The sequence below is a fragment of the Stutzerimonas stutzeri SDM-LAC genome, assembly GCF_000235745.1.
In the GTDB taxonomy this organism is placed as follows: domain Bacteria; phylum Pseudomonadota; class Gammaproteobacteria; order Pseudomonadales; family Pseudomonadaceae; genus Stutzerimonas; species Stutzerimonas stutzeri_H.
In genome coordinates this window covers 1-23552 of the sequence record NZ_AGSX01000105.1, presented here as the reverse complement: position 1 = coordinate 23552, position 23552 = coordinate 1, and the positions used below count along the sequence as shown (strand labels likewise).

At 58.6% G+C, this 23552-nt stretch carries 27 protein-coding genes and 1 tRNA gene; 24 read left to right on the top strand and 4 right to left on the bottom strand.

Features of this window, described 5'->3' with window-relative positions; genetic code table 11:
- Positions 1-75: 75 nt before the first annotated feature.
- The 3 genes from PSTU_RS0111000 to PSTU_RS0110990 form a co-directional block, all read right to left on the bottom strand.
- The gene (locus tag PSTU_RS0111000) at positions 76-573 is read right to left on the bottom strand and encodes an RDD family protein (protein WP_019341079.1); all 498 of its coding nucleotides are present in this window, start codon (positions 571-573) and stop codon (positions 76-78) included.
- A gap of 97 nt (positions 574-670) precedes the next feature.
- Positions 671-883, bottom strand: a complete 213-nt coding sequence (locus PSTU_RS0110995) for a cold-shock protein (protein ID WP_014853413.1) — start codon at positions 881-883, stop codon at positions 671-673.
- Between the two features lie 437 nt (positions 884-1320).
- A tRNA-Leu gene (locus PSTU_RS0110990) sits at positions 1321-1407 on the bottom strand.
- A 114-nt stretch (positions 1408-1521) separates the two neighbouring features.
- Here PSTU_RS0110990 and queA point away from each other — a divergent pair.
- The 6 genes from queA (at position 1522) to PSTU_RS0110960 (ending at position 7537) form a co-directional block, all read left to right on the top strand.
- The gene (gene queA / locus PSTU_RS0110985) at positions 1522-2571 is read left to right on the top strand and encodes a tRNA preQ1(34) S-adenosylmethionine ribosyltransferase-isomerase QueA (RefSeq protein ID WP_029404732.1); all 1050 of its coding nucleotides are present in this window, start codon (positions 1522-1524) and stop codon (positions 2569-2571) included.
- 14 nt (positions 2572-2585) lie between these two features.
- Positions 2586-3701 carry a tRNA guanosine(34) transglycosylase Tgt gene (gene tgt, locus PSTU_RS0110980; protein ID WP_019341077.1) on the top strand — a complete coding sequence of 372 codons (1116 nt, stop codon included), beginning with the start codon at positions 2586-2588 and terminating at the stop codon, positions 3699-3701.
- A 41-nt stretch (positions 3702-3742) separates the two neighbouring features.
- A complete protein-coding gene (yajC, locus tag PSTU_RS0110975) occupies positions 3743-4072 on the top strand; it encodes a preprotein translocase subunit YajC (RefSeq protein WP_019341076.1) in 330 nt (109 codons plus the stop codon).
- 67 nt (positions 4073-4139) lie between these two features.
- The gene (secD, locus tag PSTU_RS0110970; protein WP_019341075.1) at positions 4140-6008 is read left to right on the top strand and encodes a protein translocase subunit SecD; all 1869 of its coding nucleotides are present in this window, start codon (positions 4140-4142) and stop codon (positions 6006-6008) included.
- Positions 6009-6020: 12 nt separating this feature from the next.
- The gene (gene secF / locus PSTU_RS0110965; RefSeq protein WP_019341074.1) at positions 6021-6929 is read left to right on the top strand and encodes a protein translocase subunit SecF; all 909 of its coding nucleotides are present in this window, start codon (positions 6021-6023) and stop codon (positions 6927-6929) included.
- A 74-nt stretch (positions 6930-7003) separates the two neighbouring features.
- Positions 7004-7537, top strand: a complete 534-nt coding sequence (locus PSTU_RS0110960; protein WP_019341073.1) for a glycine zipper 2TM domain-containing protein — start codon at positions 7004-7006, stop codon at positions 7535-7537.
- A 46-nt stretch (positions 7538-7583) separates the two neighbouring features.
- On the opposite strand, the gene suhB is transcribed toward PSTU_RS0110960, so the two are convergent.
- On the bottom strand, positions 7584-8399 hold the full coding sequence (gene suhB, locus PSTU_RS0110955; RefSeq protein ID WP_019341072.1) for an inositol-phosphate phosphatase: 816 nt from the start codon (positions 8397-8399) through the stop codon (positions 7584-7586).
- A 153-nt stretch (positions 8400-8552) separates the two neighbouring features.
- On the opposite strand from suhB, the gene trmJ reads away from it, so the two are divergent.
- The 18 genes from trmJ to bamB all read left to right on the top strand — a co-directional run.
- Entirely contained in the window at positions 8553-9329 is a 777-nt protein-coding gene (gene trmJ, locus PSTU_RS0110950) for a tRNA (cytosine(32)/uridine(32)-2'-O)-methyltransferase TrmJ (protein WP_029404730.1), read from the top strand.
- Positions 9329-10105 carry a serine O-acetyltransferase gene (gene cysE, locus PSTU_RS0110945; RefSeq protein ID WP_019341071.1) on the top strand — a complete coding sequence of 259 codons (777 nt, stop codon included), beginning with the start codon at positions 9329-9331 and terminating at the stop codon, positions 10103-10105. Before trmJ ends, cysE begins: the two co-directional genes overlap by 1 nt.
- Positions 10106-10282: 177 nt before the next feature.
- A complete protein-coding gene (gene iscR, locus PSTU_RS0110940; protein ID WP_019341070.1) occupies positions 10283-10774 on the top strand; it encodes a Fe-S cluster assembly transcriptional regulator IscR in 492 nt (163 codons plus the stop codon).
- Positions 10775-10804: 30 nt separating this feature from the next.
- Positions 10805-12019 (top strand): IscS subfamily cysteine desulfurase, encoded by a 1215-nt coding sequence (locus tag PSTU_RS0110935; RefSeq protein ID WP_019341069.1) that lies wholly within the window; start codon positions 10805-10807, stop codon positions 12017-12019.
- 47 nt (positions 12020-12066) lie between these two features.
- Entirely contained in the window at positions 12067-12459 is a 393-nt protein-coding gene (gene iscU / locus PSTU_RS0110930) for a Fe-S cluster assembly scaffold IscU (protein ID WP_019341068.1), read from the top strand.
- Between the two features lie 10 nt (positions 12460-12469).
- Positions 12470-12793, top strand: coding sequence for an iron-sulfur cluster assembly protein IscA (gene iscA / locus PSTU_RS0110925; RefSeq protein ID WP_019341067.1), 324 nt, complete (start codon positions 12470-12472; stop codon positions 12791-12793).
- A 7-nt stretch (positions 12794-12800) separates the two neighbouring features.
- Positions 12801-13322 (top strand): co-chaperone HscB, encoded by a 522-nt coding sequence (gene hscB, locus PSTU_RS0110920; protein WP_019341066.1) that lies wholly within the window; start codon positions 12801-12803, stop codon positions 13320-13322.
- A gap of 41 nt (positions 13323-13363) precedes the next feature.
- Positions 13364-15226: a Fe-S protein assembly chaperone HscA gene (gene hscA / locus PSTU_RS0110915; RefSeq protein ID WP_019341065.1), complete on the top strand. Its 1863-nt coding sequence runs from the start codon at positions 13364-13366 to the stop codon at positions 15224-15226.
- A gap of 5 nt (positions 15227-15231) precedes the next feature.
- On the top strand, positions 15232-15570 hold the full coding sequence (gene fdx, locus PSTU_RS0110910; protein WP_029404729.1) for an ISC system 2Fe-2S type ferredoxin: 339 nt from the start codon (positions 15232-15234) through the stop codon (positions 15568-15570).
- Between the two features lie 14 nt (positions 15571-15584).
- A complete protein-coding gene (iscX, locus tag PSTU_RS0110905; protein ID WP_019341063.1) occupies positions 15585-15782 on the top strand; it encodes a Fe-S cluster assembly protein IscX in 198 nt (65 codons plus the stop codon).
- 161 nt (positions 15783-15943) lie between these two features.
- The gene (gene ndk, locus PSTU_RS0110900) at positions 15944-16375 is read left to right on the top strand and encodes a nucleoside-diphosphate kinase (RefSeq protein WP_019341062.1); all 432 of its coding nucleotides are present in this window, start codon (positions 15944-15946) and stop codon (positions 16373-16375) included.
- Between the two features lie 20 nt (positions 16376-16395).
- Complete coding sequence (gene rlmN / locus PSTU_RS0110895) at positions 16396-17544, top strand: 23S rRNA (adenine(2503)-C(2))-methyltransferase RlmN (RefSeq protein WP_019341061.1); 1149 nt, start codon at positions 16396-16398, stop codon at positions 17542-17544.
- A 12-nt stretch (positions 17545-17556) separates the two neighbouring features.
- A complete protein-coding gene (gene pilW / locus PSTU_RS0110890; RefSeq protein ID WP_029404728.1) occupies positions 17557-18315 on the top strand; it encodes a type IV pilus biogenesis/stability protein PilW in 759 nt (252 codons plus the stop codon).
- Complete coding sequence (locus tag PSTU_RS0110885; protein ID WP_019341059.1) at positions 18312-19319, top strand: helix-turn-helix domain-containing protein; 1008 nt, start codon at positions 18312-18314, stop codon at positions 19317-19319. The genes pilW and PSTU_RS0110885 overlap by 4 nt, the downstream gene beginning before the upstream one ends.
- Positions 19320-19321: 2 nt before the next feature.
- A complete protein-coding gene (gene ispG / locus PSTU_RS0110880; RefSeq protein WP_019341058.1) occupies positions 19322-20434 on the top strand; it encodes a flavodoxin-dependent (E)-4-hydroxy-3-methylbut-2-enyl-diphosphate synthase in 1113 nt (370 codons plus the stop codon).
- Between the two features lie 14 nt (positions 20435-20448).
- Entirely contained in the window at positions 20449-21732 is a 1284-nt protein-coding gene (hisS, locus tag PSTU_RS0110875; RefSeq protein WP_019341057.1) for a histidine--tRNA ligase, read from the top strand.
- A 40-nt stretch (positions 21733-21772) separates the two neighbouring features.
- A complete protein-coding gene (locus PSTU_RS0110870) occupies positions 21773-22414 on the top strand; it encodes a YfgM family protein (RefSeq protein ID WP_019341056.1) in 642 nt (213 codons plus the stop codon).
- Between the two features lie 4 nt (positions 22415-22418).
- On the top strand, positions 22419-23552 hold a 1134-nt coding region (bamB, locus tag PSTU_RS0110865; RefSeq protein ID WP_019341055.1), incomplete at its 3' end, for an outer membrane protein assembly factor BamB.

The window sequence follows — 23552 nt, the reverse complement described above, 5'->3', positions numbered from 1 at the left end:
CGGAGAGAGCAGCGGCGAGCCTCAAGCTGCAAAAAAAGGCTTGGCCATCGGCAGGCGAACCGAGCAGTTTCCAGTCTATTTTTTATGCGTGTTCTTCGGTAGCTGGACGACCCGGCTCTCGGAATAGATGTCCTGCCATGTCCGGTTTTGCTTGTCCCAGAGCATCCACCAGTAGCCCAGGCCCAGGGCGAGCCAGGACATGATGGCAATCAGGAAACGCAACAGTGCCTGCCATAAGTCAATGGCGGTGCCGTCGGTGTTTTGGATCCGCACCCCCCAAACCTGCATTCCGAGCGTCTGACCGTTATGCGTCCAGAACTTGGCAAAAAAGGCGAATAGGGTAAACAGCAGCAACGTCGATAGGATCGGGTCTATATCGAGGCCGCCTGATTCAGCGACAGCCCTAAGACCTTCACTGCCATAAAAAAAGCGCAATATCACCTGCTGATAAAACAGCGTGACCACCATCATCAGTGCAATCGACAGAAAAGCATCATAGAAGATGGCGGCGAGTCGACGAGTCAGGCCGGCGACAGGAAACGGGCCCGGCGGGCTGAGCGGGTGGTTGCGCATGCATGTGTCTCGCTAGAAAAGGCAGTGACGCATTCTACGGAAACGCGCGCATAAAAAAGCCCCTGATGTTGCCATCAAGGGCTTTTGGGAGTGGGGCTTATTCCTGGATTTGAACCTGGTCAGCCTGCATGCCCTTTTGACCTTGCACAGCGATGAAGCTGACTTTCTGGCCTTCTTTCAGGCTCTTGAAGCCGTTGCCTTCGATCGCGCGGAAATGCACGAACAGATCCGGACCGCTCTCGGGAGTGATGAAACCAAAACCTTTTTCGTCGTTAAACCACTTGACGGTACCGTTCTGACGATTCGACATAGCTTTGTATCCTTGAAACTCAATAGTGGAAGCGCCTCTGCATATGCAGAAAGCGGAAACTGGTTGCAAGGAGTAAAGAGTCGAACGGATGTAGCGGATCTGAAGATCTACTGCATCAGGCCACGATTCAACAGCGACCCATGCAAACACAGTGGGCACACTCTACGATAACTCGCTGGGCGATGCCAAGCCCTTGGAGCCATAGACTTATACCCACTGCAAGCGGTGCTTCCAGTGCTGTTTGGTGTCGCAGACGTTCTGCTTTATCGCGATTTGATTCGACCGACGCTGCCTGCCGTACCGGCAGTGGGCAGCTGTTTTTGCTTGAAGCTAGGGTTTGCTTCGGCAGAGTGCTGCTGGTCTGTCGCAAGGGTGACGCCGCTTTTTGCTGCGGCTCCCTTTATCAGAGGTAAAAGTTACCTCTGATCACTGAATTATGGTGCCTCGAGAGAGACTCGAACTCTCACGTTGTTACCAACGGCGGATTTTGAATCCGCTGCGTCTACCGATTCCGCCATCGAGGCACAGTGGCGGCGCAGTATAGGGATGCAATGCGTAACGGTCAATCGTCTAACGTGGTCAGAATGAGGTGTTTCCGCTAAGCTTTGCGCCCCTGATGTCCCGTGCTGATCTTTTCAATGCAAGTCTCTGCTTTTTCCTTCGATCTTCCTGATTCGCTGATCGCCCGACATCCTTTGGCCGAGCGTCGTGGCAGTCGTTTGCTGACGCTCGACGGGCCGACTGGTTCGCTTGGTCACCATAACTTCGTGGAGCTGCTCGATTACGTACGCTCCGGCGACCTGATGGTGTTTAACAACACGCGAGTGATTCCGGCGCGGCTGTTCGGCCAGAAAGCTACTGGTGGGAAAGTCGAAGTGCTTGTCGAGCGCGTGCTCGATGATCGGCGGGTGCTGGCGCATATACGGTCCAGTAAGTCGCCCAGGCCAGGGGGCAGGATTCATATCGATGGTGGGGGTGAGGCGCTGATGCTGGCGCGGCATGATGCGCTGTTCGAATTGGAGTTCGACGAAGACGTATTGCCGTTGCTGGAGCGCGTCGGCCATATGCCGTTACCGCCTTATATAGACCGTCCGGACGAAGCCGGCGATCGTGAGCGTTACCAGACGGTCTATGCGCAACGGGCCGGCGCAGTCGCTGCGCCAACGGCTGGCTTGCACTTCGATGCGCCGTTGCTGGCGGCGCTGCGTGATAAAGGTGTTGAGAGTGCCTTTGTCACGCTGCATGTCGGCGCGGGTACCTTTCAGCCAGTACGCGTCGAGCGTATCGAAGAGCACCATATGCATCGCGAATGGCTCGAAGTTGATCAGGGCGTTGTCGATGCGGTGGCGGCCTGTCGTGCTCGGGGCGGTCGAGTGGTGGCCGTAGGTACCACCAGCGTGCGTTCGCTTGAGAGTGCTGCGCGCGACGGTGTGCTCAAGCCTTTCAGTGGCGATACCGACATCTTCCTTTATCCGGGCAAGCCGTTTCATGTGGTCGATGCGCTCGTCACTAACTTCCATTTGCCTGAGTCGACGCTGCTGATGCTGGTCTCCGCTTTCGCCGGCTATCCGGAAACCATGGCCGCCTATGCCGAGGCGATCGCCAACGGTTATCGTTTTTTCAGTTACGGTGATGCCATGTTCATCACGCGCAATCCGGCCCCGCGCGGCCCCGAGGTTTCCCAATGAGTCGTACCTGTCACATGTCTTTCGAGCTGCTTGCCACCGAAGGCAAGGCCCGTCGTGGGCGTTTGACCTTTCCACGAGGCACGGTAGAAACCCCGGCGTTCATGCCGGTGGGCACGTATGGCACAGTGAAAGGCATGCTGCCGCGCGATATCGAGGGGATCGGCGCGCAGATCATTCTCGGCAACACATTCCATCTCTGGCTGAGGCCGGGCACTGAAGTGATCAAGGCGCACGGTGACCTGCACGATTTCATGCAATGGCAGGGGCCGATCCTGACCGACTCGGGCGGTTTTCAGGTATTCAGCCTTGGGGCGATGCGCAAGATCAAGGAGGAGGGCGTCTACTTTGCCTCGCCAGTCGATGGCGCCAAGGTCTTCATGGGGCCCGAGGAGTCCATGCAGGTGCAGCGCGATCTCGGCTCCGACATCGTGATGATCTTCGACGAATGTACGCCCTATCCAGCCGACGAAGACGTCGCGCGGCGCTCGATGGAATTGTCGCTGCGCTGGGCAAAGCGCTCCAAGGATGCGCACGGCGATAGCCCTGCGGCGCTGTTCGGCATCGTTCAGGGTGGTATGCATGAGTCGCTGCGCATGCGCTCGTTGGAAGGCTTGTGCGAGATCGGTTTCGATGGCCTGGCGATCGGAGGGCTTTCAGTCGGCGAGCCCAAGGAAGAAATGATCCGCGTGCTCGACTTTCTGCCGCCGCAAATGCCGGCCGATAAGCCGCGTTACCTGATGGGGGTGGGCAAGCCGGAGGATCTGGTCGAAGGCGTGCGCCGCGGTGTGGACATGTTCGATTGCGTCATGCCGACGCGCAATGCGCGCAACGGGCACCTGTTTACCGACAGTGGCGTGGTCAAGATTCGCAACGCCATGCATCGGCACGACGATTCTCCACTGGATGCCGGTTGCGACTGTTACACCTGCAAACACTTCTCCCGTGCCTATCTGCATCATTTGGATAAGTGTGGCGAAATGCTGGGCAGCATGTTGAATACAATCCACAACTTGCGTCATTACCAGCGTCTGATGGCTGGTTTACGCGATGCTATTCAACAGGGTACATTGGCGACCTTTGTCGACGCCTTCTATGCCAAGCGCGGCCTGCCAACGCCGCCGCTTGCGTGACGAATCCATAACTAAACTGATCTCTGCAACAGGAGTGCTACATGAGCTTTCTGATTCCCGCCGCCTACGCTCAAGAGGCTGCCGCTGGTCCCGCCGGTAGTGGCTTCGAGTGGCTGTTCCTGGTCGGTTTTCTGGTCATCTTCTACCTGATGATCTGGCGCCCGCAGGCCAAGCGCGCCAAGGAGCATAAGAACCTGATCGGCGGCTTGCAGAAGGGTGACGAAGTGGTGACGTCCGGTGGCATCGCGGGCAAGGTCACCAAGGTTTCTGATGACTTCGTCGTGATCGAAGTGTCCGACTCGGTGGAGCTGAAGTTCCAGAAGGCAGCGATTGCCGCAACGTTGCCCAAGGGCACGCTGAAAGCCATCTGAGCTGACTACTACTCAACACCAACGACGGGGCGCGCAAGGCGCCCCGCGTCATTAGACGGGCTGCGTCATGCTCAATAGATTCCCTCTCTGGAAATACCTGCTGATAGTGGTGGTGCTAGGCATTGCCTTCATCTATTCGGCACCAAATCTCTATCCTGATGACCCGGCGGTTCAGGTCACTGGCGCTGCGGCTTCGCTCAACGTCACTGAAGCCGATCTCGATCGTGCCAGCAAGGCACTTGCTGAGGCCGGCATCGAAGTTAAGGCGGCGGGCCTGGACGAACAGGGTCGTGGCGGCCTGTTGCGCCTGACCAATCAGGACGATCAGTTGCCAGCCAAGGACGTGGTGCGCCGCGCGCTGGGCGATGCCTACGTGGTTGCGCTCAACCTTGCGCCCACGACGCCTGAATGGCTGCGCAATCTGGGCGCGAGCCCGATGAAACTGGGCCTGGACCTGTCTGGTGGCGTGCATTTCCTGCTCGAAGTCGACATGGAAAAAGCCATCGAAACACGGCTCAATGTTTACGAGGGTGAAGTCAAGAGTCTGTTGCGCAAGGAGCGTGTGCGCTATCGCAGCCTTCCGTCGACTGACAACGCTGTGCAGCTAGGTTTTGCCGATGAAGCCACGCTTTCGGCTGCCCAGGCGCTGATCCGCAAAAACTTCAACGATTTTGAGCTGACTTCCACCGAACGCAATGGCCAGCAGGTGCTGCGCCTGGCGATTACCGAAGCCAAGCTGGCCGAGATCCGTGAATATTCAATCAAACAGAACCTGACTACCGTCCGTAATCGGGTCAACGAGCTTGGGGTTTCCGAACCCTTGGTTCAGCGTCAGGGTGCCAACCGTATCGTTGTCGAGCTCCCAGGGGTGCAGGACACTGCTGAAGCCAAGCGTATTCTGGGCAAGACCGCCAACCTCGAATTCCGTCTCGCGGCCGAGGCGGATGCGCCACGAGCGACAACCGAGACATTTGAGTTCCGTGAAGAGGGGCGTCCACCTGCTCAGCTTGAGCGTAACCTGATTATTACCGGCGATCAGGTCACCGATGCTCAGGCCAGCTATGACGAAAATGGCCGTCCGCAGGTGAACATTCGTCTGGATGGCCACGGCGGCGACCTGATGAACCGCGCTACCCGCAACAATGTCGGGCGCAGCATGGCGGTCGTGTTCATCGAGCAGCGGCCTACTACTCGCTATGTCAAGCAGATGGTCGACGGTGTTGAGCAGGAAGTGCGCGTCGAGACCTTCCAGGAAGAAAAGAAGATCATCAGCCTGGCGACCATTCAGTCACCCCTGGGTAGTCAGTTCCGCATCACCGGTCTGGATGGTAAGGGCGAGTCGTCCGAGTTGGCTCTGCTGCTTCGTGCTGGCGGGCTTGCGGCGCCGATGTATTTCGCTGAGGAGCGCACCATTGGTCCAAGTCTGGGCGCTGAAAACATCCAGCTCGGTATCGAGGCAGCCCTGTGGGGCTTTCTCTTCGTCGCAATATTCATGGTGTTGATCTATAAGTTCTTCGGCTTGTTAGCTACGGTTGCGCTGCTGTTCAACATGGTGGTGCTAATGGCGTTGATGTCGATGCTGGGTGCCACGCTGACACTGCCGGGTATCGCCGGTATCGTGTTGACGATGGGTATGGCGGTTGACGCCAACGTGCTGATTTTTTCCCGGATTAGAGAAGAAATCGCCAATGGCATGTCTGTTCAGCGCGCCATCCACGAGGGCTTCGATCGAGCGTTTTCGGCGATCGTTGACGGCAACCTGACGACTCTGCTGGTCGGCGGCATACTGTTCGCGATGGGAACCGGACCGATTAAGGGCTTCGCCGTTACGCTCTCGCTCGGGATCATCACTTCCATGTTTACCGCTGTCGTCGTGACTCGAGCCATGGTCAATCTGATCTACGGTGGCCGTGATCTCAAGAAGTTGTGGATTTAAGGGGCTGGCACGATGAAACGCGTAATCAATTTCATGGGCGTGCGTCATGTGGCGTTTGCTCTGACCGTAGCGCTCACGCTTGCCTCCCTGGCGAGTCTGGCGGTAAAGGGACTGAACTTCGGTCTGGACTTTACCGGCGGCACGCTCATCGAGCTCTCTTACGAGCAACCGGTCGCTCTGGATCAGGTGCGCTCTCAGCTTGCCGGTTCCGGTTTTAGCGAGGCTGTGGTTCAGAGTTTTGGCGCCACCACTGATGTCCTCGTGCGCATGCCGGGCGACGATCCTCTACTGGGTGAGCGCATTGCCGAAGCGCTGCGCGGTGGCGAGGCGGGCAGTGCTGTAACGGTTAAGCGAGTGGAGTTCGTTGGGCCGGCAGTGGGTGAGGAATTACGGGACCAGGGCGGTCTGGGCATGTTGCTTGCCCTGGGTGGCATTCTGGTTTATGTCGCGTTCCGCTTTCAGTGGAAGTTCGGTCTCGGCGCGGTGCTGTCGCTGTTCCACGACGTGATCCTGGTGCTAGGCGTCTTCTCTCTGTTTCAGATCTCCTTTGACCTGACGGTGCTGGCAGCGGTGTTGGCGGTGATTGGTTATTCGTTGAACGACACCATCGTCATCTTTGACCGAATCCGTGAAAACTTCCGGATGCTGCGCAAGGCGGAACTGCTGGAGAATATTAATATCTCCACCACACAGACCTTGCTGCGCACCCTGGCGACCTCGGTGTCCACGCTGCTGGCCGTCGGTGCGCTGATGTTCTTTGGTGGCGAAAATCTATGGGGCTTCTCCCTGGCGCTTCTGATCGGTGTCGGCGCAGGTACCTATTCGTCGGTTTATGTCGCCGGCATGTTGCTGGTTTGGCTGAATCTGACGCGCGAAGATCTAATTCCCCCTGTTGTCGAGGAGGTCGACGAGCTTCCCTGAGTTCGAACTTCCAGCACGCTGACGGGTCCAAGGCGCCGCCGCGAGCCTGGCTCGTCAGATGAAAGGAAAATGCAGTGAACAAGTCGATGTTGATCGGTACCGTACTCGGGGCTGTTGTGGTGAGCGCTGGTGGTGCTTTTGCAACCTACGCGCTGGTCGATCAAGGGCCTGAGTTCGCCAGCGTACTGGCGGTGAATCCCGTTGAGGAGACCGTCAAGACACCTCGGGAAGTATGCAAGGACGTGACGGTTACCCGCCAAAGACCCGTGCAGGACAGTAACCGTATTGCCGGCACGGCCGTTGGGGCGGTGGTCGGTGGTCTGCTCGGAAACCAGATTGGTGGTGGGAGCGGCAAGAAGATTGCCACGGTCGCCGGGGTGGTCGGCGGTGGTTACGCCGGCAATCAGGTTCAGGGCCGCATGCAGGCGAATGACACCTATAGCACAACGGAAACCCGTTGCAGTACGGTCACTGATAGCCACCAAAAGATTGTTGGCTATGAGGTGAAATACGATCTTGACGGCAAGGTTGGGCAGGTGCGGATGGATCGCGACCCAGGCCAGAAAATTCCAGTCCATGATGGGCAACTGGTGCTGACGCAGCAGTGAACGGATATGAAAAAACGCCCGGAAGGGCGTTTTTTTTTCTTCGTGACTAGCGTTTCAGTGCTGGGGTCAGATGAGGCTGGATAGCGGTAAGCACGGCCTTGAAGCACTTGGTGTTGCCAGCAACGATCTGGCCCTTCTCCAGGTATTCATGGCTGCCGCTAAAGTCGCTGACCAGACCGCCCGCTTCTTGGATCAGGAGGGCGCCTGCGGCCATGTCCCACTCGGAGAGGCCAAATTCCCAAAACGCGTCATAGCGACCGGCAGCGACGTAGGCCAGATCGAGGCTGGCTGCTCCTGCGCGACGAAGCCCTGCGGTTTGGCCGACCAGGCTGCGGAACATGTTCAGGTAGCTGTCCATGTTGTCCATCTGCCCATCGCGGAACGGGAAGCCGGTGCCGAGCAGGGCGCCTTCCAGGCTCTTGCGCGCGCTCACGCGCAGGCGGCGCCCATTGAGGGCGGCGCCACGTCCCCGGCTAGCTGTGAACTCTTCCTGGCGCACTGGATCGATCACTACGGCGTGTTCGAGGCGACCGCGGAATTTGCAAGCGATGCTGACTGCGTAGTGGGGAACGCCACGTAGAAAGTTGGTGGTGCCGTCCAGCGGGTCGATTACCCATAGGTAATCCTTGCCGTCACCGCTGCCCTCCAGTAGCCCGCCTTCCTCGCCCAATATGCCGTGGTTCGGATAGGCTTTGCGCAGCGCGGCAACGATGAGTTGCTCGGCGGTGCGGTCGATTTCAGAGACGTAATCGCGCGCGTCCTTTTCGCTAACCGAGATCACGTCCAGGCGCTCGGTGGAGCGGACAATCATTTCGCCAGCGCTACGGGCGGCGCGCAGCGCGATATTCAGCATGGGCTGCATCGATCAAATACCTGGTCGTTTAAAGAAAGCCGATAATTCTATCAGAAACCCGCGCGACATGTTGAGCGGCGAGGGCTTGTTCTGAGCGGTTAATGGCGAAGCTACGGATCCTTCCTGTAAGCTTTCGGTCTGCTTTCTGCTAGAGAAAAAACCGTGTCGCTACAGAGCATTCGCGTAGTGTTGGTCAACACCAGTCACGCTGGGAATATCGGCGGTGCGGCCCGTGCCATGAAAAATATGGGCTTGTCCCGCTTGGTGCTGGTGGACCCACAGGATTTTCCGAGCCCGAACGCCGTCGCTCGGGCCTCGGGTGCGACCGATATTTTGGATTCTGCGGCAATTGTGGCGACGCTCGAGGAGGCGTTGGTGGGCTGCAGTCTTGTGCTGGGCACCAGTGCGCGTGATCGTCGTATTCCGTGGCCGCTGCTGGATCCGCGCGAAACCGGTACGGTCTGTCTTGAACAGATCGAGCGAGGCGGTGAGGTTGCGTTGGTGTTCGGACGCGAATATGCCGGGCTTACCAACGAAGAGCTTCAGCGCTGCCAGTACCATGTGCATATCCCGTCAGATCCTGACTTCAGCTCGCTGAACCTGGCGGCGGCGGTGCAAGTGCTCGCTTATGAAGTGCGCATGGCCTGGCTGGCGGCAAACGACAAGCCGAGCAAGCAAGAGAAGCTCGAAACCACCTCGATGCTGGACACTCAGCCGGTGACCGCCGATGAGCTCGAGCATTATTACGGTCATCTTGAGCAGACCCTGGTCGAAATCGGCTTCCTCGATCCCCAGAAGCCCAGGCATCTTATGCCCCGCCTGCGCAGGCTTTACGGTCGTAGCGGTATCAGCAAGCTAGAAATGAATATTCTGCGCGGAATCCTTACCGAGACCCAGAAGGCCGTCCGCGGCGAACCCCACAAGCGGAGAAGTGACTGATGTTCGAGGGCATGCGCGAAGATATCCAGGGCGTTTTCCATCGCGATCCGGCAGCGCGTAACGCATTCGAGGTCGTCACCTGTTACCCGGGCCTGCATGCTGTCTGGTTTCATCGGGTATCTCATTGGCTTTGGATAAACGATTGCAAATGGTTAGCGCGGATGAATTCGAATCTGGCACGCTGGCTGACGGGCATCGAAATTCATCCGGGCGCGCAAATAGGTCGGCGTTTCTTCATAGATCACGGGATGGGCATCGTTATCGGTGAAACGGCGCAGATCGGTGATGATGTCACGCTTTACCATGGGGTCACCCTGGGCGGTACCAGTTGGAACAAGGGCAAGCGTCACCCAACGCTTGAAGATGGGGTGATCGTTGGGGCGGGGGCGAAAATTCTTGGCCCGTTCACGGTGGGTGCAGGCGCCAAGATCGGGTCCAACGCAGTGGTCACTCGTGCGGTTCCGGCTGGCGCGACTGCTGTCGGGATTCCGGGCCGGGTGATCGTCAAGTCAGATGACGAGCAAGAGGCCAAGCGCAAGGCGATCGCTGAGAAGATTGGGTTCGATGCATACGGCGTGACTGAGGACATGCCTGATCCGGTGGCGCGCGCTATCGGCCAATTGCTTGACCATGTTCAAGCGGTTGAGGAGCGCATGGATGGCATGTGCAAGGCGTTAACTGCCCTTGGCAGCGATTATTGCGCAAAGCAGATGCCTGAGTTGCGTGAGGAAGATTTTGCTGAAGTTAAACGCGCTGGCGAAGAGTCTCGCTCCTGAAGTGCGATGTGGCAGACGTGCTGTTATGATGGCCGTCTGTCTGCGGCAAGTTAGCACGGGCTCGCTTTGACACTTCGTCGTGCGGCTAAAGTCCGAGTAATTCAATAGGGCTTATAGTTGATCTAAATAGTCGGGTATTGCATACTCGCGTCAAACCATGATGCTTGGTGCGAGCCGATGCGATTGACTACCAAAGGCCGTTACGCCGTCACTGCGATGCTCGACCTTGCGCTGCATGCGCAACACGGTCCGGTGTCGCTCGCGGATATTTCCGAGCGGCAAGGCATCTCGCTTTCCTATCTCGAACAACTGTTTGCCAAGCTGCGCCGTGGCAGTCTGGTGACCAGTGTTCGCGGGCCGGGCGGTGGCTATCAACTCTCGCGCGAGATGGCCGGCATTCAAGTCGCGCAAGTCATCGACGCGGTCAACGAGTCGGTAGATGCCACGCGCTGCCAGGGGCTGGGTGACTGTCATTCGGGAGACACTTGTCTGACCCACCATCTCTGGTGCGATTTGAGTCAGCAGATCCATGAGTTTTTGAGTGGCATCAGTCTGGCGGATCTGGTGATGCGCCGCGAGGTTCAGGAAGTGGCTCTGCGTCAGGATATGCGTCGCGCCAATGGCCAGACTCCGCAACTGGACAAGATTGAAGCGTCCGCCATCGAATGAGCAGGACGACAGCCTGATAGGAGATATCTGATGAAGTTGCCGATTTACCTGGACTACTCCGCGACCACACCCGTCGACCCTCGCGTCGCCGAGAAGATGGTTGAATGCCTGACCGCCGAAGGCAACTTTGGTAATCCGGCGTCGCGCTCCCACGCCTTTGGCTGGAAGGCCGAGGAGGCCGTCGAGAACGCACGCCGCCAAGTAGCAGAGCTGGTCAATGCCGATCCTCGCGAAATCGTCTGGACATCCGGTGCGACCGAGTCGGACAACCTGGCAATCAAGGGTGTTGCGCACTTCTACGCCGCCAAGGGCAAGCACATCGTGACCAGCAAGATCGAGCACAAGGCTGTTCTGGATACGACCCGTCAGCTTGAGCGCGAAGGTTTCGAAGTGACTTATATCGAGCCTGGCGAGGACGGTGTGATTACGCCTGCCATGGTCGAAGCAGCGCTTCGTGATGACACCGCCTTGGTGTCCATCATGCATGTCAACAATGAGATCGGAACGGTCAACGACATCGCTGCTATTGGTGAGCTCACGCGCTCGCGCGGCGTACTGTTTCACGTCGACGCTGCCCAGTCGACCGGGAAGGTCGAGATAGATCTGGAAAAGATGAAGGTCGATCTGATGTCCTTCTCCGCTCACAAGACCTACGGCCCCAAAGGTGTTGGTGCGCTTTATGTGCGGCGCAAGCCGCGCGTACGCCTGGAAGCCCAGATGCATGGCGGTGGGCATGAGCGCGGTATGCGCTCGGGCACGTTGGCGGCGCATCAATCGGTCGGCATGGGTGAAGCGTTCCGCATCGCCAAGGAAGAGATGGCTGCTGAAAATGAGCGCATCACTAGGCTGCGCGATCGCTTCTTCAAGCAGGTTGAGCATCTGGAAGAGCTTTATGTGAACGGCAGCATGACCGCGCGCGTGCCGCACAACCTCAACCTGAGTTTCAACTATGTCGAGGGCGAGTCGCTGATCATGGCGCTCAAAGACTTGGCGGTTTCCTCTGGTTCGGCCTGCACGTCCGCTTCGCTGGAGCCGTCTTATGTGCTCCGCGCGCTGGGTCGTAATGACGAGCTGGCACATAGCTCGATCCGTTTTACGTTCGGTCGCTTCACCACCGAAGAGGAAGTCGATTACGCCGCGCAGAAAGTCAGCGAGGCGGTAACGAAATTGCGTGAGCTTTCACCCTTGTGGGACATGTTCAAGGATGGCGTCGATATTTCGCAGGTCGAGTGGGCAGCCCACTGAGTGGATCCGTCGAGTTCCGCATAGCCTGATTCATTGAGGATTGCACCATGGCATACAGCGACAAGGTCATTGACCACTACGAAAATCCCCGCAACGTCGGTAAGTTCGACGTTGAGGACCCATCCATCGGCACTGGCATGGTCGGCGCTCCGGCCTGCGGCGATGTGATGCGCCTGCAGATCAAGGTCAACGAGCAGGGCGTCATCGAAGACGCCAAGTTCAAGACCTACGGTTGCGGCTCGGCTATCGCCTCCAGCTCTCTCGCCACCGAGTGGATGAAGGGTAAGACGCTGGAAGAGGCCGAAACCATCAAGAACACTCAACTGGCTGAAGAGCTAGCGCTGCCACCGGTGAAGATCCATTGCTCGGTACTGGCAGAAGACGCCATCAAGGCGGCCGTTCGCGATTATCGTGAGAAGAAAGGGCTGCCGCAGGCTTAAGGGGGTATCGATGGCTATCAGCATGACAACCGCCGCTGCCGAACACGTGCGCCGTTCTCTGGAAGGTCGCGGCAAGGGCCTCGGGGTCCGGTTGGGCGTACGCACCACAGGCTGTTCTGGCTTGGCCTACGTGCTCGAGTTCGTGGATGAAGCGGCTGCAGAGGATTCAGTCTTCGACAGCAATGGCGTGAAGGTGATCATCGATCCCAAGAGTCTCGTGTACCTCGATGGCACCGAGCTCGATTTTGTCCGCGAGGGACTGAACGAAGGCTTCAAGTTCAACAACCCTAACGTGCGTGGCGAGTGCGGCTGCGGCGAAAGCTTCAATATCTGAGGGCGCTGTGGGAACTCCCTGTCACTACGCGCTGTTCGAGCTGCAGCCGACGTTCGATATCGATCCGGAAATCCTGTCGTCTCGTTATCGCGAGCTAGCGCGTAAGGTTCATCCTGACCGCTTTGCTGACGCGGGGGAAGCAGAACAGCGTCATGCCATCGAGCGGTCGACGAATCTGAACGAGGCCTATCAGACGCTGAAAATCCCGTCGCATCGGGCTCGCTACTTGTTGACGCTCGAGGGTCGCGAGCTGCCGTTGGAGGCGACCGTCCAGGATCCGACGTTCCTTATGCAGCAAATGCAATGGCGCGAAGAGCTCGAAGAGCTGCAGGACAGCGCCGATATCGCAGGCATCGTTTCTTTCAAGGCTCGGCTCAAGGCGGCTCAGCAGAATCTGAATGATTCGTTCGCGGGCATTTGGCGGGATGAGTCGCAGCGCGAGCTGGCAGAACGGCTGGTGCGCCGCATGCAATTCCTCGACAAGCTATCCCAAGAAGTGCGCCAGTTGGAAGAGCGCCTCGACGATTAACCCCGCGTAGCGCCAGACGCTGCGCCCGATATCAGACAGACATGGCCTTACTTCAGATAGCTGAACCCGGACAAAGCCCGCAACCCCATCAGCGCCGCCTGGCGGTCGGCATCGATCTGGGCACTACCAACTCGCTCGTTGCAGCGCTGCGCAGTGGCGTTACGGCGCCGTTGGCCGATGCTGAAGGAGAGGTGATTCTGCCTTCGGCGGTGCGTTATCACGACGATCGCGTCGAAGTGGGACGGGCGGCGATAGCCGCTGCTGCCAGCGACCCGTTGAATACCATTCTGTCCGTAAAGCGTTTGATGGGACGGGGAATCGGTGATGTGAAACAGCTGGGTGGACAGCTGCCGTATCGGTTCAGCGAGGGGCAATCACAGATGCCATTCGTTGAGACGGTGCAAGGCCCTAAAAGCCCGGTCGAGGTTTCTGCTGAAATTCTGCGCGTGTTGCGCGAGCGTGCTGAGGGCGTGTTGGGCGGCGAGCTGGTCGGTGCGGTGATCACGGTCCCGGCATATTTCGATGATGCGCAACGTCAAGCGACAAAGGATGCTGCACGCCTGGCTAATCTCAACGTGTTGCGGCTGCTTAACGAGCCTACCGCCGCCGCTGTTGCCTATGGTCTGGACCGCGAAGCTGAGGGCGTCGTGGCGATTTATGATCTGGGTGGCGGAACCTTCGACATTTCCATTCTGCGTCTAACCAAAGGCGTATTCGAAGTATTGGCTACCGGCGGAGATACCGCGCTCGGCGGCGACGACTTCGATCATGCGATAGCTGGCTGGATCCTGGCGCAGGCCGGTGCCTCCGAAGATCTTGATCCAGGTGCTCAGCGAGAGGTGCTGAAGATAGCTTGCGATGCCAAGGAGCAGCTCAGCAACGCCGAGTTCGTTGAGTTGCGATACGCCGGTTGGCAGGGCGCCCTGACGCGCGCAATCTTTAACGAGCTCATCGATCCGCTGATCGCGCTCAGTCTCAAGTCCTGTCGACGCGCATTGCGTGATTCGTCGGTCGAGATGGACGAAGTCCAGGCGGTGGTCATGGTCGGCGGTTCCACCCGCGTACCGCGGGTGCGCGAGCGGGTAGGTGAGATGTTCGGTCGGGAGCCGCTGACCGACATCGACCCCGACCAGGTCGTCGCGATCGGTGCAGCGATCCAGGCTGAGACCTTGGCCGGCAACAATCGCAATGGCGAGGAACTGTTGCTGCTCGACGTCATTCCGCTGTCGCTGGGTTTGGAAACGATGGGCGGTTTGATGGAAAAGATCATCCCGCGCAACACCACGATCCCCGTTGCGCGCGCGCAGGATTTCACGACCTACAAGGATGGCCAGTCGGCCATGATGATCCACGTGCTGCAAGGAGAGCGCGAGCTTATCGCTGATTGCCGTTCGCTGGCTCGCTTCGAGCTGCGCGGCATCCCTCCGATGGTGGCTGGTGCCGCGAAGATTCGCGTGACTTTTCAGGTCGACGCCGACGGGCTACTCAACGTATCGGCTCGGGAGCTGGCGTCCGGCGTCGAATCGAGCATTCAGGTGAAGCCATCCTACGGGCTGACCGACGGCGAGATCGCTCGCATGTTGGAAGATTCTTTTCACAAAGCCAACGATGACAAGGCAGCCCGTGCGCTACGTGAGCAACTGGTCGATGCGCAACGGTTGCTCGAGGCGGTCGAGGGCGCCCTGGCCGTAGACGGCGAGCGCCTGCTCAGTGAGGAGGAGCGCGTGGCGATCGACTCGCAGATGGTGGGTCTTCGCGAGCTGCTCAATAGTCACGATGGGGTTGCCATCGAACGCCAGATCAAACGCTTGAGCCAGATTACCGATGCCTTTGCCGCGCGCAGGCTGGATTCAACCGTCAAGGCCGCGTTGGCTGGGCGACGGCTTAACGATATCGAGGAATGACCCAGATGCCGCAGATTGTTTTCCTGCCCCATGTCGACCATTGCCCGGAAGGAGCGGTGGTGGAAGCGCAGCCCGGCGAGACCGTGCTTGATGCCGCGCTGCGACATGGTATCGACATTGAGCATGCCTGTGAAAAATCCTGCGCCTGCACAACCTGCCACGTGGTGATCCGGGAGGGCTTTGCCTCGCTGGAAGCATCGGATGAGCTTGAGGATGACATGCTGGACAAGGCATGGGGGCTTGAACCCAATTCTCGATTGTCCTGTCAGGCGGCTGTTGCGGACGTCGACCTGGTGGTCGAGATTCCGAAGTACACCATCAATCAAGTCTCCGAAGGCCATTGAGGGTGAGGTGAAGCATGGCGCTTAAGTGGTCTGATGTGCTGGATATCGCGATTGAACTGGTCGAAAGCAAACCGGATGTAGATCCGCGTTATGTGAATTTTGTCGAGCTGCACCGTTGGGTCGTCGAGCTGCCGGATTTTTCGGATGATCCGAAGCGCGGCGGCGAAAAGGTGCTCGAAGCCATACAGGCTGCCTGGATAGAAGAAGCCTAGACCGATAGGCAGTCTGGCGCCGCGCTCTTCAAGTCAGAAGCGAGCGCACGGCCTTTCCAGCCATCAGCAGATCACAGCTACTCTTATATTTTCATTCGTGACCCGCGTATAATTCGCGGGTTTACTCGTTTGTTTTAACCTATCGATTTCTGGAGTTTCAAATGGCCCTGCAACGCACTTTCTCCATCATCAAGCCTGACGCCGTCGCCAAGAATGTTATCGGCGAGATCACTTCCCGTTTCGAGAAGGCCGGGCTGCGCGTCGTTGCGTCGAAAATGGTCCAGCTATCCGAGCGCGAAGCGGGTGGGTTCTACGCTGAGCACAGCGAGCGCGGTTTTTTCAAGGATCTGGTTGCGTTCATGGTTTCCGGTCCGGTCATCGTTCAGGTTTTGGAAGGCGAAGACGCCATCGCCAAGAACCGTGAGCTGATGGGCGCTACCAACCCGAAAGAAGCTGCTGCCGGCACCATCCGCGCCGATTTTGCCGTGTCCATCGACGAGAACGCCGTTCACGGTTCCGATTCCGAAGCGTCCGCGGCTCGCGAGATTGCCTACTTCTTCTCCGCCACCGAAGTGTGTGCCCGCATTCGCTGATCAGGCGAAGGTGAATTCAGATGACTGTTACGACCGGTAAAGTGAATCTGCTGGGGCTGACCCAGCCCCAGCTGGAAAGCTTCTTCGATTCAATAGGGGAGAAGCGCTTTCGTGCCGGTCAGGTCATGAAATGGATTCACCACTTTGGCGTCGATGACTTCGATGCCATGAGCAATATCGGCAAGGCCTTGCGCGAAAAGCTCAAGGCCTCTGCCGAGATCCGCGGCCCCGAAATTGTCAGCGAAGACATCTCCACTGACGGCACCCGTAAGTGGGTCGTGCGCGTGGCTTCGGGTAGCTGTGTGGAGACCGTCTACATTCCTCAAGGCGGACGCGGCACGCTCTGTGTTTCTTCTCAGGCCGGCTGCGCACTGGATTGCAGTTTCTGCTCGACCGGCAAACAAGGTTTCAACAGCAACCTCACCGCCGCCGAAGTGATCGGACAGGTGTGGATTGCCAATAAATCGTTCGGCACTATCCCGGCCAAGGTCGATCGCGCCATCACCAACGTCGTGATGATGGGTATGGGCGAGCCCTTGCTCAACTTCGATAACGTCGTCGCTGCCATGCAGATCATGATGGACGACCTGGGCTATGGTATTTCCAAGCGCAAGGTAACGCTGTCGACATCCGGCGTAGTGCCGATGATCGAGGAGCTGTCCAAGGTCATCGACGTATCCCTGGCGTTGTCGCTGCATGCGCCGAACGATGCGCTGCGTGATCAGTTGGTGCCAATCAACAAGAAGTATCCGCTGGATATGCTGCTGGCGGCCTGCCAGCGCTATATCTCCAACTTGGGCGAGAAACGCGTTCTTACGATTGAATACACGCTTCTGCAGGGCGTTAATGACCAGCCCGAACACGCCGAGCAGATGATCACGCTATTGGCGAAGATTCCCTGCAAGATCAATCTGATTCCCTTCAATCCGTTCCCTCATTCCGGATATGAGCGGCCGAGCAACAATGCGATCCGTCGTTTTCAGGACATCCTGCATAAAGCCGGGCACAATGTAACGGTACGTACCACCCGTGGTGAGGATATCGATGCCGCCTGCGGCCAGCTGGTCGGGCAGGTAATGGATCGCACACGCCGCAGCGAGCGTTACATCGCAGTGCGAGAGCTGCAGTCCGAGCCAGGTACGGCGTCCATTGCTACGAACCGTTCCTGAGGGATGTTGCTGATGATATTGCGCGTTGCGCTGCTGTTTCTGCTCGCTGGCCTTATGGCTGGTTGTGTGTCCTCCGGATCGGGCAACCCGATGCGTACCTCGGAAGGTCGGGACGAAGCGCGAGACGCCTATATCCAGCTTGGCATCGGCTATCTGCAGCAAGGCGAGGCCTCGCGTGCCAAATCGCCGCTACGCAAAGCGCTCGAGTTGGATCCCAATAGCGCGGATGCCCATGCGGCATTGGCGCTGGTATTTCAGAACGAGATGGAAACCCAGCTAGCAGACGAGCATTACCGCAAGGCTCTGTCTAGCCGCAACGACGCCCGTATTCTCAACAACTACGGCAGCTTTCTCTTCGAGCAGAAGCGCTATCCGGAAGCGATGGAACGTTTCGCAAAGGCAGCCGAAGACAATCTCTATTCCGGGCGCTCCCACGTCTTTCAGAACATGGGCATGACCGCATTGATGCTAGGCCAGCGAGAGCAGGCCGAAACCTATTTCACTCGCGCTTTGCGCCTCGACAGCCGGCAGCCGCGAGCCCTGCTCGAATTGGCAGTGATGGCGTATGAAGACAAGCAGTACGTTCCGGCGAAACGCTACTACGACGGCTTCAGCAGCCTTTCCGAGCAAAATGCTCGCAGTCTGTTGCTGGGTATTCGTTTGGCGAACATCCATCAGGACCGTGATCAGGCAGCGAGCCTGGGTTTACAGCTCAAACGCCTGTATCCGGGGACGTCTGAATATCAACAGTTTGTTTCGGAGCAACGATGATAGCGCCCCATACTGAAGCCGCTGCCCCGACGGCTCTGGCCAACCCTGGCGAAACGTTGCGCGCTGCGCGTGAGGGTAAAAATTGGTCCCTCTCTTCGGTGGCCAGGCAGCTCAACCTTTCGGAGCGATCACTCACGCAGATCGAGGCGGGTGACTTCAGTCAGCTGCCGGGGCATACGTTTGCCCGCGGCTACGTTCGTGCCTACGCCAAGCTGCTGGGTCTGGACCAGAATCGCCTGGTACAGCAATTCGACCAACATACCGGTACGGATGCTACCGGCAGCAGCGTCAACAGTCTTGGCCACATTGATCAACCTGTGCGCCTGTCGCGTAGCATGGTGCGTTTCTTTACCTTCATCCTGACGCTTGTGATCGGGGTCGGTGCGTTCTTGTGGTGGCAAGATCGCTCAGCGCGTACCGAGGCAGGTCCGCCGGTTTCAGCGCTTGAGCGAATCGAGGTCGAAGCTGCAGATGGCACTACCGAGATCCATTTGCTCGACCGTACCGAAGAACCTGCCGAGCTTTCGATCGAGGCACCGATCAACTCGATGCCAGCGGGAACCAACGACGAGGTCCAGACTCCCGGCGCCGAAATGGTGCCGGCAGATGAGCAGCCAGCAGTCGAAACGGCAGCCGAAATGCCAAATCCACAGGATGAGACTGCAACGTCCAGTGCGGCACCGGTGGCAGTGGACGCCGACGCCTCGCCTGCGCCAGTGGCTGACGTGCCCGAGGTGGCTGAAGCGGAGACCGTCGCACCGGGGGAAGGGCGGTTGACGCTGGATTACACCGCGGACTGCTGGACGCGCGTTACCGATGCGAATGGCGAAGTGCTCTACAGCGGGTTGGCTAAAGCGGGCAGCAGCCGCACCCTGGTCGGCGAAACACCACTGGACCTGCATCTGGGATTTGCGTCCGGCGTGCAGGTCAGCTTCAACGGTGAAGCCGTCAGTCTTTCTGGCAAAACGCGCGGCGAAACTGCGCGTCTCAAGCTCGGACAGTAAACATGCACAGTGAGTCTCCTATCAAGCGTCGCCTTACCCGAAAAATCTGGGTAGGCAAGGTACCGGTCGGCGGCGATGCGCCTATCGCCGTACAGAGCATGACCAACACCGAAACCTGTGACGTCGATGCCACGGTTGCACAGATCGAGCGGCTGCAGAATGCCGGCGCAGACATCGTTCGTGTGTCGGTGCCTTCGATGGAAGCCGCTGAGGCGTTCGGCAAGATCAAGCAGCGCGTCGGTTTGCCATTGGTGGCGGACATTCATTTTGACTATCAGATCGCGCTACGTGTCGCTGAGCTTGGCGTTGACTGTCTGCGCATCAACCCCGGCAATATCGGCCGCGAAGACAGGGTCCGTGCCGTGGTCGAAGCGGCACGCGACCGTGGCATCCCGATCCGCATTGGTGTCAATGCCGGTTCGTTGGAAAAAGATCTGCAGAAAAAGTACGGCGAGCCGACGCCCGAGGCGCTGGTTGAGTCGGCGTTGCGCCATGTCGAGCATCTTGACCGACTGAACTTCCCTGATTTCAAGGTGAGCGTTAAAGCCTCGGACGTGTTCATGGCCGTAGCGGCCTATCGTCTCCTGGCCGACAAGATCGAGCAGCCGTTGCATCTGGGCATTACCGAAGCCGGTGGCTTGCGTTCGGGTACGGTCAAATCTGCCGTCGGGTTGGGCATGCTGCTCGCCGAAGGCATCGGCGACACCATCCGGATCTCGCTGGCAGCTGATCCGGTGGAAGAAATCAAGGTCGGTTTCGACATTCTCAAGTCGCTGCGTCTGCGTTCGCGCGGAATCAACTTCATCGCCTGTCCAAGTTGCTCGCGACAGAACTTCGATGTGGTGAAGACCATGAACGAGCTCGAGGGTCGGCTTGATGATCTGCTTGTGCCTATGGATGTCGCGGTGATCGGCTGCGTCGTCAACGGGCCCGGCGAAGCCAAGGAAGCACACATTGGTCTGACGGGTGGCACGCCTAACAATCTCATCTATATCGACGGCAAGCCGGCACAGAAGCTGAACAATGAGAATCTGGTCGATGAACTGGAACAGCTGATTCGTCGCAAGGCCACCGAGAAGGCCGAGACTGACGCTGCGCTGATCCTGCGCAGCTGAAATAAGGAACCGAATTGAGCAAGTCCCTACAAGCCATTCGTGGCATGAACGATATTTTGCCGGCCCAGACTCCGGTCTGGCGCTACCTCGAAACGACCTTCGCACAGCTGCTCGATAGCTACGGTTACAACGAAATTCGTCTGCCGATCCTCGAGTTTACCGATCTGTTCGCCCGCGGCATCGGCGAGGGGACCGATGTGGTCGACAAGGAGATGTACACTTTTCTTGATCGTAACGAGGAATCTCTGACGCTGCGCCCCGAGGGTACTGCCGGTTGCGTACGCGCAGTGCTCGAACATGGCATGACCGGCGGCGGCCAGGTGCAGAAGCTCTGGTATGCCGGCCCCATGTTTCGTTACGAGAAGCCGCAGAAGGGTCGCTATCGCCAGTTCCATCAGATTGGGGTGGAAGTTTTCAATCAGCCGGGGCCGGATGTCGATGCCGAGCTGATCGTGCTGACGGCCCGGCTGTGGAAGCAGCTCGGCATGTCCGATGCGGTCACCCTGCAGCTGAACAGTCTGGGCTCCAGCGAAGCGCGCGCGACCTATCGCAATGCGTTGGTGGCCTATCTTCAGCAGCATTTCGATCAGCTCGACGAAGACAGTCAGCGCCGCCTGACCACTAATCCGCTGCGTATTCTCGATAGCAAGAATGCCCAGACCCAGGTGTTGCTGGCCGATGCGCCGAGCTTGCATGACTACCTGGACGACGAATCGCGCGCCCATTTCGACGGCCTCAAGGCTCGGCTCGAAGCGGCGGGAATCGACTATCAGATCAATCCCAAGCTGGTCCGTGGCCTCGATTACTACGGTCGTACCGTGTTCGAGTGGGTGACCGACAAACTGGGCTCGCAAGGTACTGTTTGCGCGGGTGGTCGGTATGACGGGCTGGTCAGTCAGTTTGGCGGCAAGCCGACGCCGGGCGTTGGCTTCGCCATGGGTATCGAACGTCTGGTGTTGCTACTCGAAACGCTCGAATTGGTGCCAAGCGAACTTAACCAGCCGGCGCATGCATTCATCTGTGCTTTTGGCGAGGCGGCCGAGCTTGCGGCGCTGGGCCTGGCGGAGCGGTTGCGAGACGCTTTACCCGGCCTGCGCCTGCTGGTCAACGCGGGCGGCGGCAGCTTCAAGAGCCAGTTCAAGAAGGCTGACAAGAGTGGTGCCCGTTTCGCGCTGATTCTGGGTGACGACGAACTGGCCGGACGCGTGGTAGGTTGCAAGCCGCTGCGCGACGACAGCGAACAGCAAAGCATTGCCTGGGATGCTCTACCCGAGCGTCTGGCTGCCTGTCTGGCGTGAGCGGACAGGTCTGATTTCAGCGAATTTAAGGAGTGACAGTGTGACCTCGGGTACCGAAGAAGAACAGCTGGCGCAAATCAAGGAATGGTGGCTGCAGAACGGCAAGCCATTGCTGTTGGGGGGCGCGCTTGCTCTGGCGCTGGTGTTCGGCTGGCAGTACTGGCAGAAGCATCAGCTCAATCAGGCGCAGAACGCCTCGACGGTCTATCAGCAATTGCTGAATGCCGCCCTGGAAGAGGGGGGAGCCGATACCGCCGAGGTCTCGCGCCTGGGCAATCTGCTGCAGAAGGAGTTTGCCGGTTCTCATTACGCTCAGTACGGCAGCCTCTTCGTCGCCAAGGTCGCGGTCGAGTCTGGCCGTCTCGACGAAGCTGCCACCGAGCTGCAGGCCGTGCTGGACAAGCCTGCTGACAAGACCCTGGAAGAGCTGGCTCGTCAGCGTTTGGCCCGTATTCTGGCGGCGCAGGACAAGGCAGAAGAAGGACTAGCGCTGCTGCAAGGCGAGGCTGTCGATGCATTTGCCGCTAGTCGTGAGGAATTACGGGGCGATCTGCTGGTGCAGCTGGAACGTCCTGAAGAAGCCCACGCCGCCTATTCCAAGGCAAAAGAACTGCTGTCTCAGGATGCCGCAATTGGCGGCCTACAGCTGAAACTTGACGATCTGGCTCGTGGAGAGGCGTAAATTGATGCGTTGGAAAACTGCAGCATTGCTGACCCTGGCCGTTCTTGCGGCGGGTTGCAGCAGTAATGACAAGAAAGAACCCGAACCCGCCGAGCTGGTCAAGTTTGATGCTGAAATTCAGCTGAAAGAGCAATGGAGCCGTTCCATCGGCGAAGGCCAGGGCGAGACCTACAATCTGCTGGCCCCCGTCGTCTACGGTAACGAGATATTTGCCGCCGATGTCGAAGGGTTGGTTGTTGCAATGGATCGTTCGACCGGCAAGGTCAACTGGAAGAACGACCTGGAAGTGCCGATTTCGGGTGCGGTTGGGGCGGGCTATGGCCTGGTTCTGGTCGGCACCCTGCGTGGTGAAGTGCTGGCACTGGATGTTTCGACCGGGGAAGAGCGCTGGCGCAGCCAGGTCAGCAGCGAGGTGCTTGCCGCGCCTGCAGTGAATGGTGACGTGGTTGTTGTTCAGACTCAGGATGACCGCGTCATCGCGCTTGAAATCGACACCGGCGAACAGCGTTGGAGCTACGAAAGCTCGCCAGCCGTCCTGACCCTGCGCGGTACCGGCGCACCGTTGCTGACCAACGAGCTGGCGATTGCCGGCCTGTCCAGCGGCAAGGTCGTAGCGTTGGACACCCGCCGCGGTTTGCCGATCTGGGAGCAGCGGATCGCCGTGCCGCAAGGTCGTTCCGAGCTCGAGCGCGTCGTCGATATCGACGGCGGCTTGCTGCTTTCAGGCGGGACCCTGTATGTCGCGTCTTTCCAGGGTCGCGCAGCCGCGTTGGATCTGGAGAGTGGTCGAATTCTCTGGCAGCGTGATGCATCGACGGCGACCGGTCTGGCGAAGGGGTATGGCAGCGTCTACGTGAGCCAGGCCGACGGTACGGTTCTCGGCATCGATGAGCGGTCGACAACCGTGCTGTGGAGTAATGATTCGCTGCTGCGTCGGCAGCTTTCCGCGCCGGCGGTTTTTTCCAGCTATGTCGTGGTGGGTGACAAGGAGGGCTATCTGCACTTCCTGAGCCAGGTCGATGGGCGTTTCGTTGCTCGGACCCGTATCGACAGCGCCGGGGTGCGTGCCCGCCCGGTGGTCGAAGGAGATTGGCTGTACGCCTACGGTAACGACGGCAAGCTTGTCGCGCTGACCATT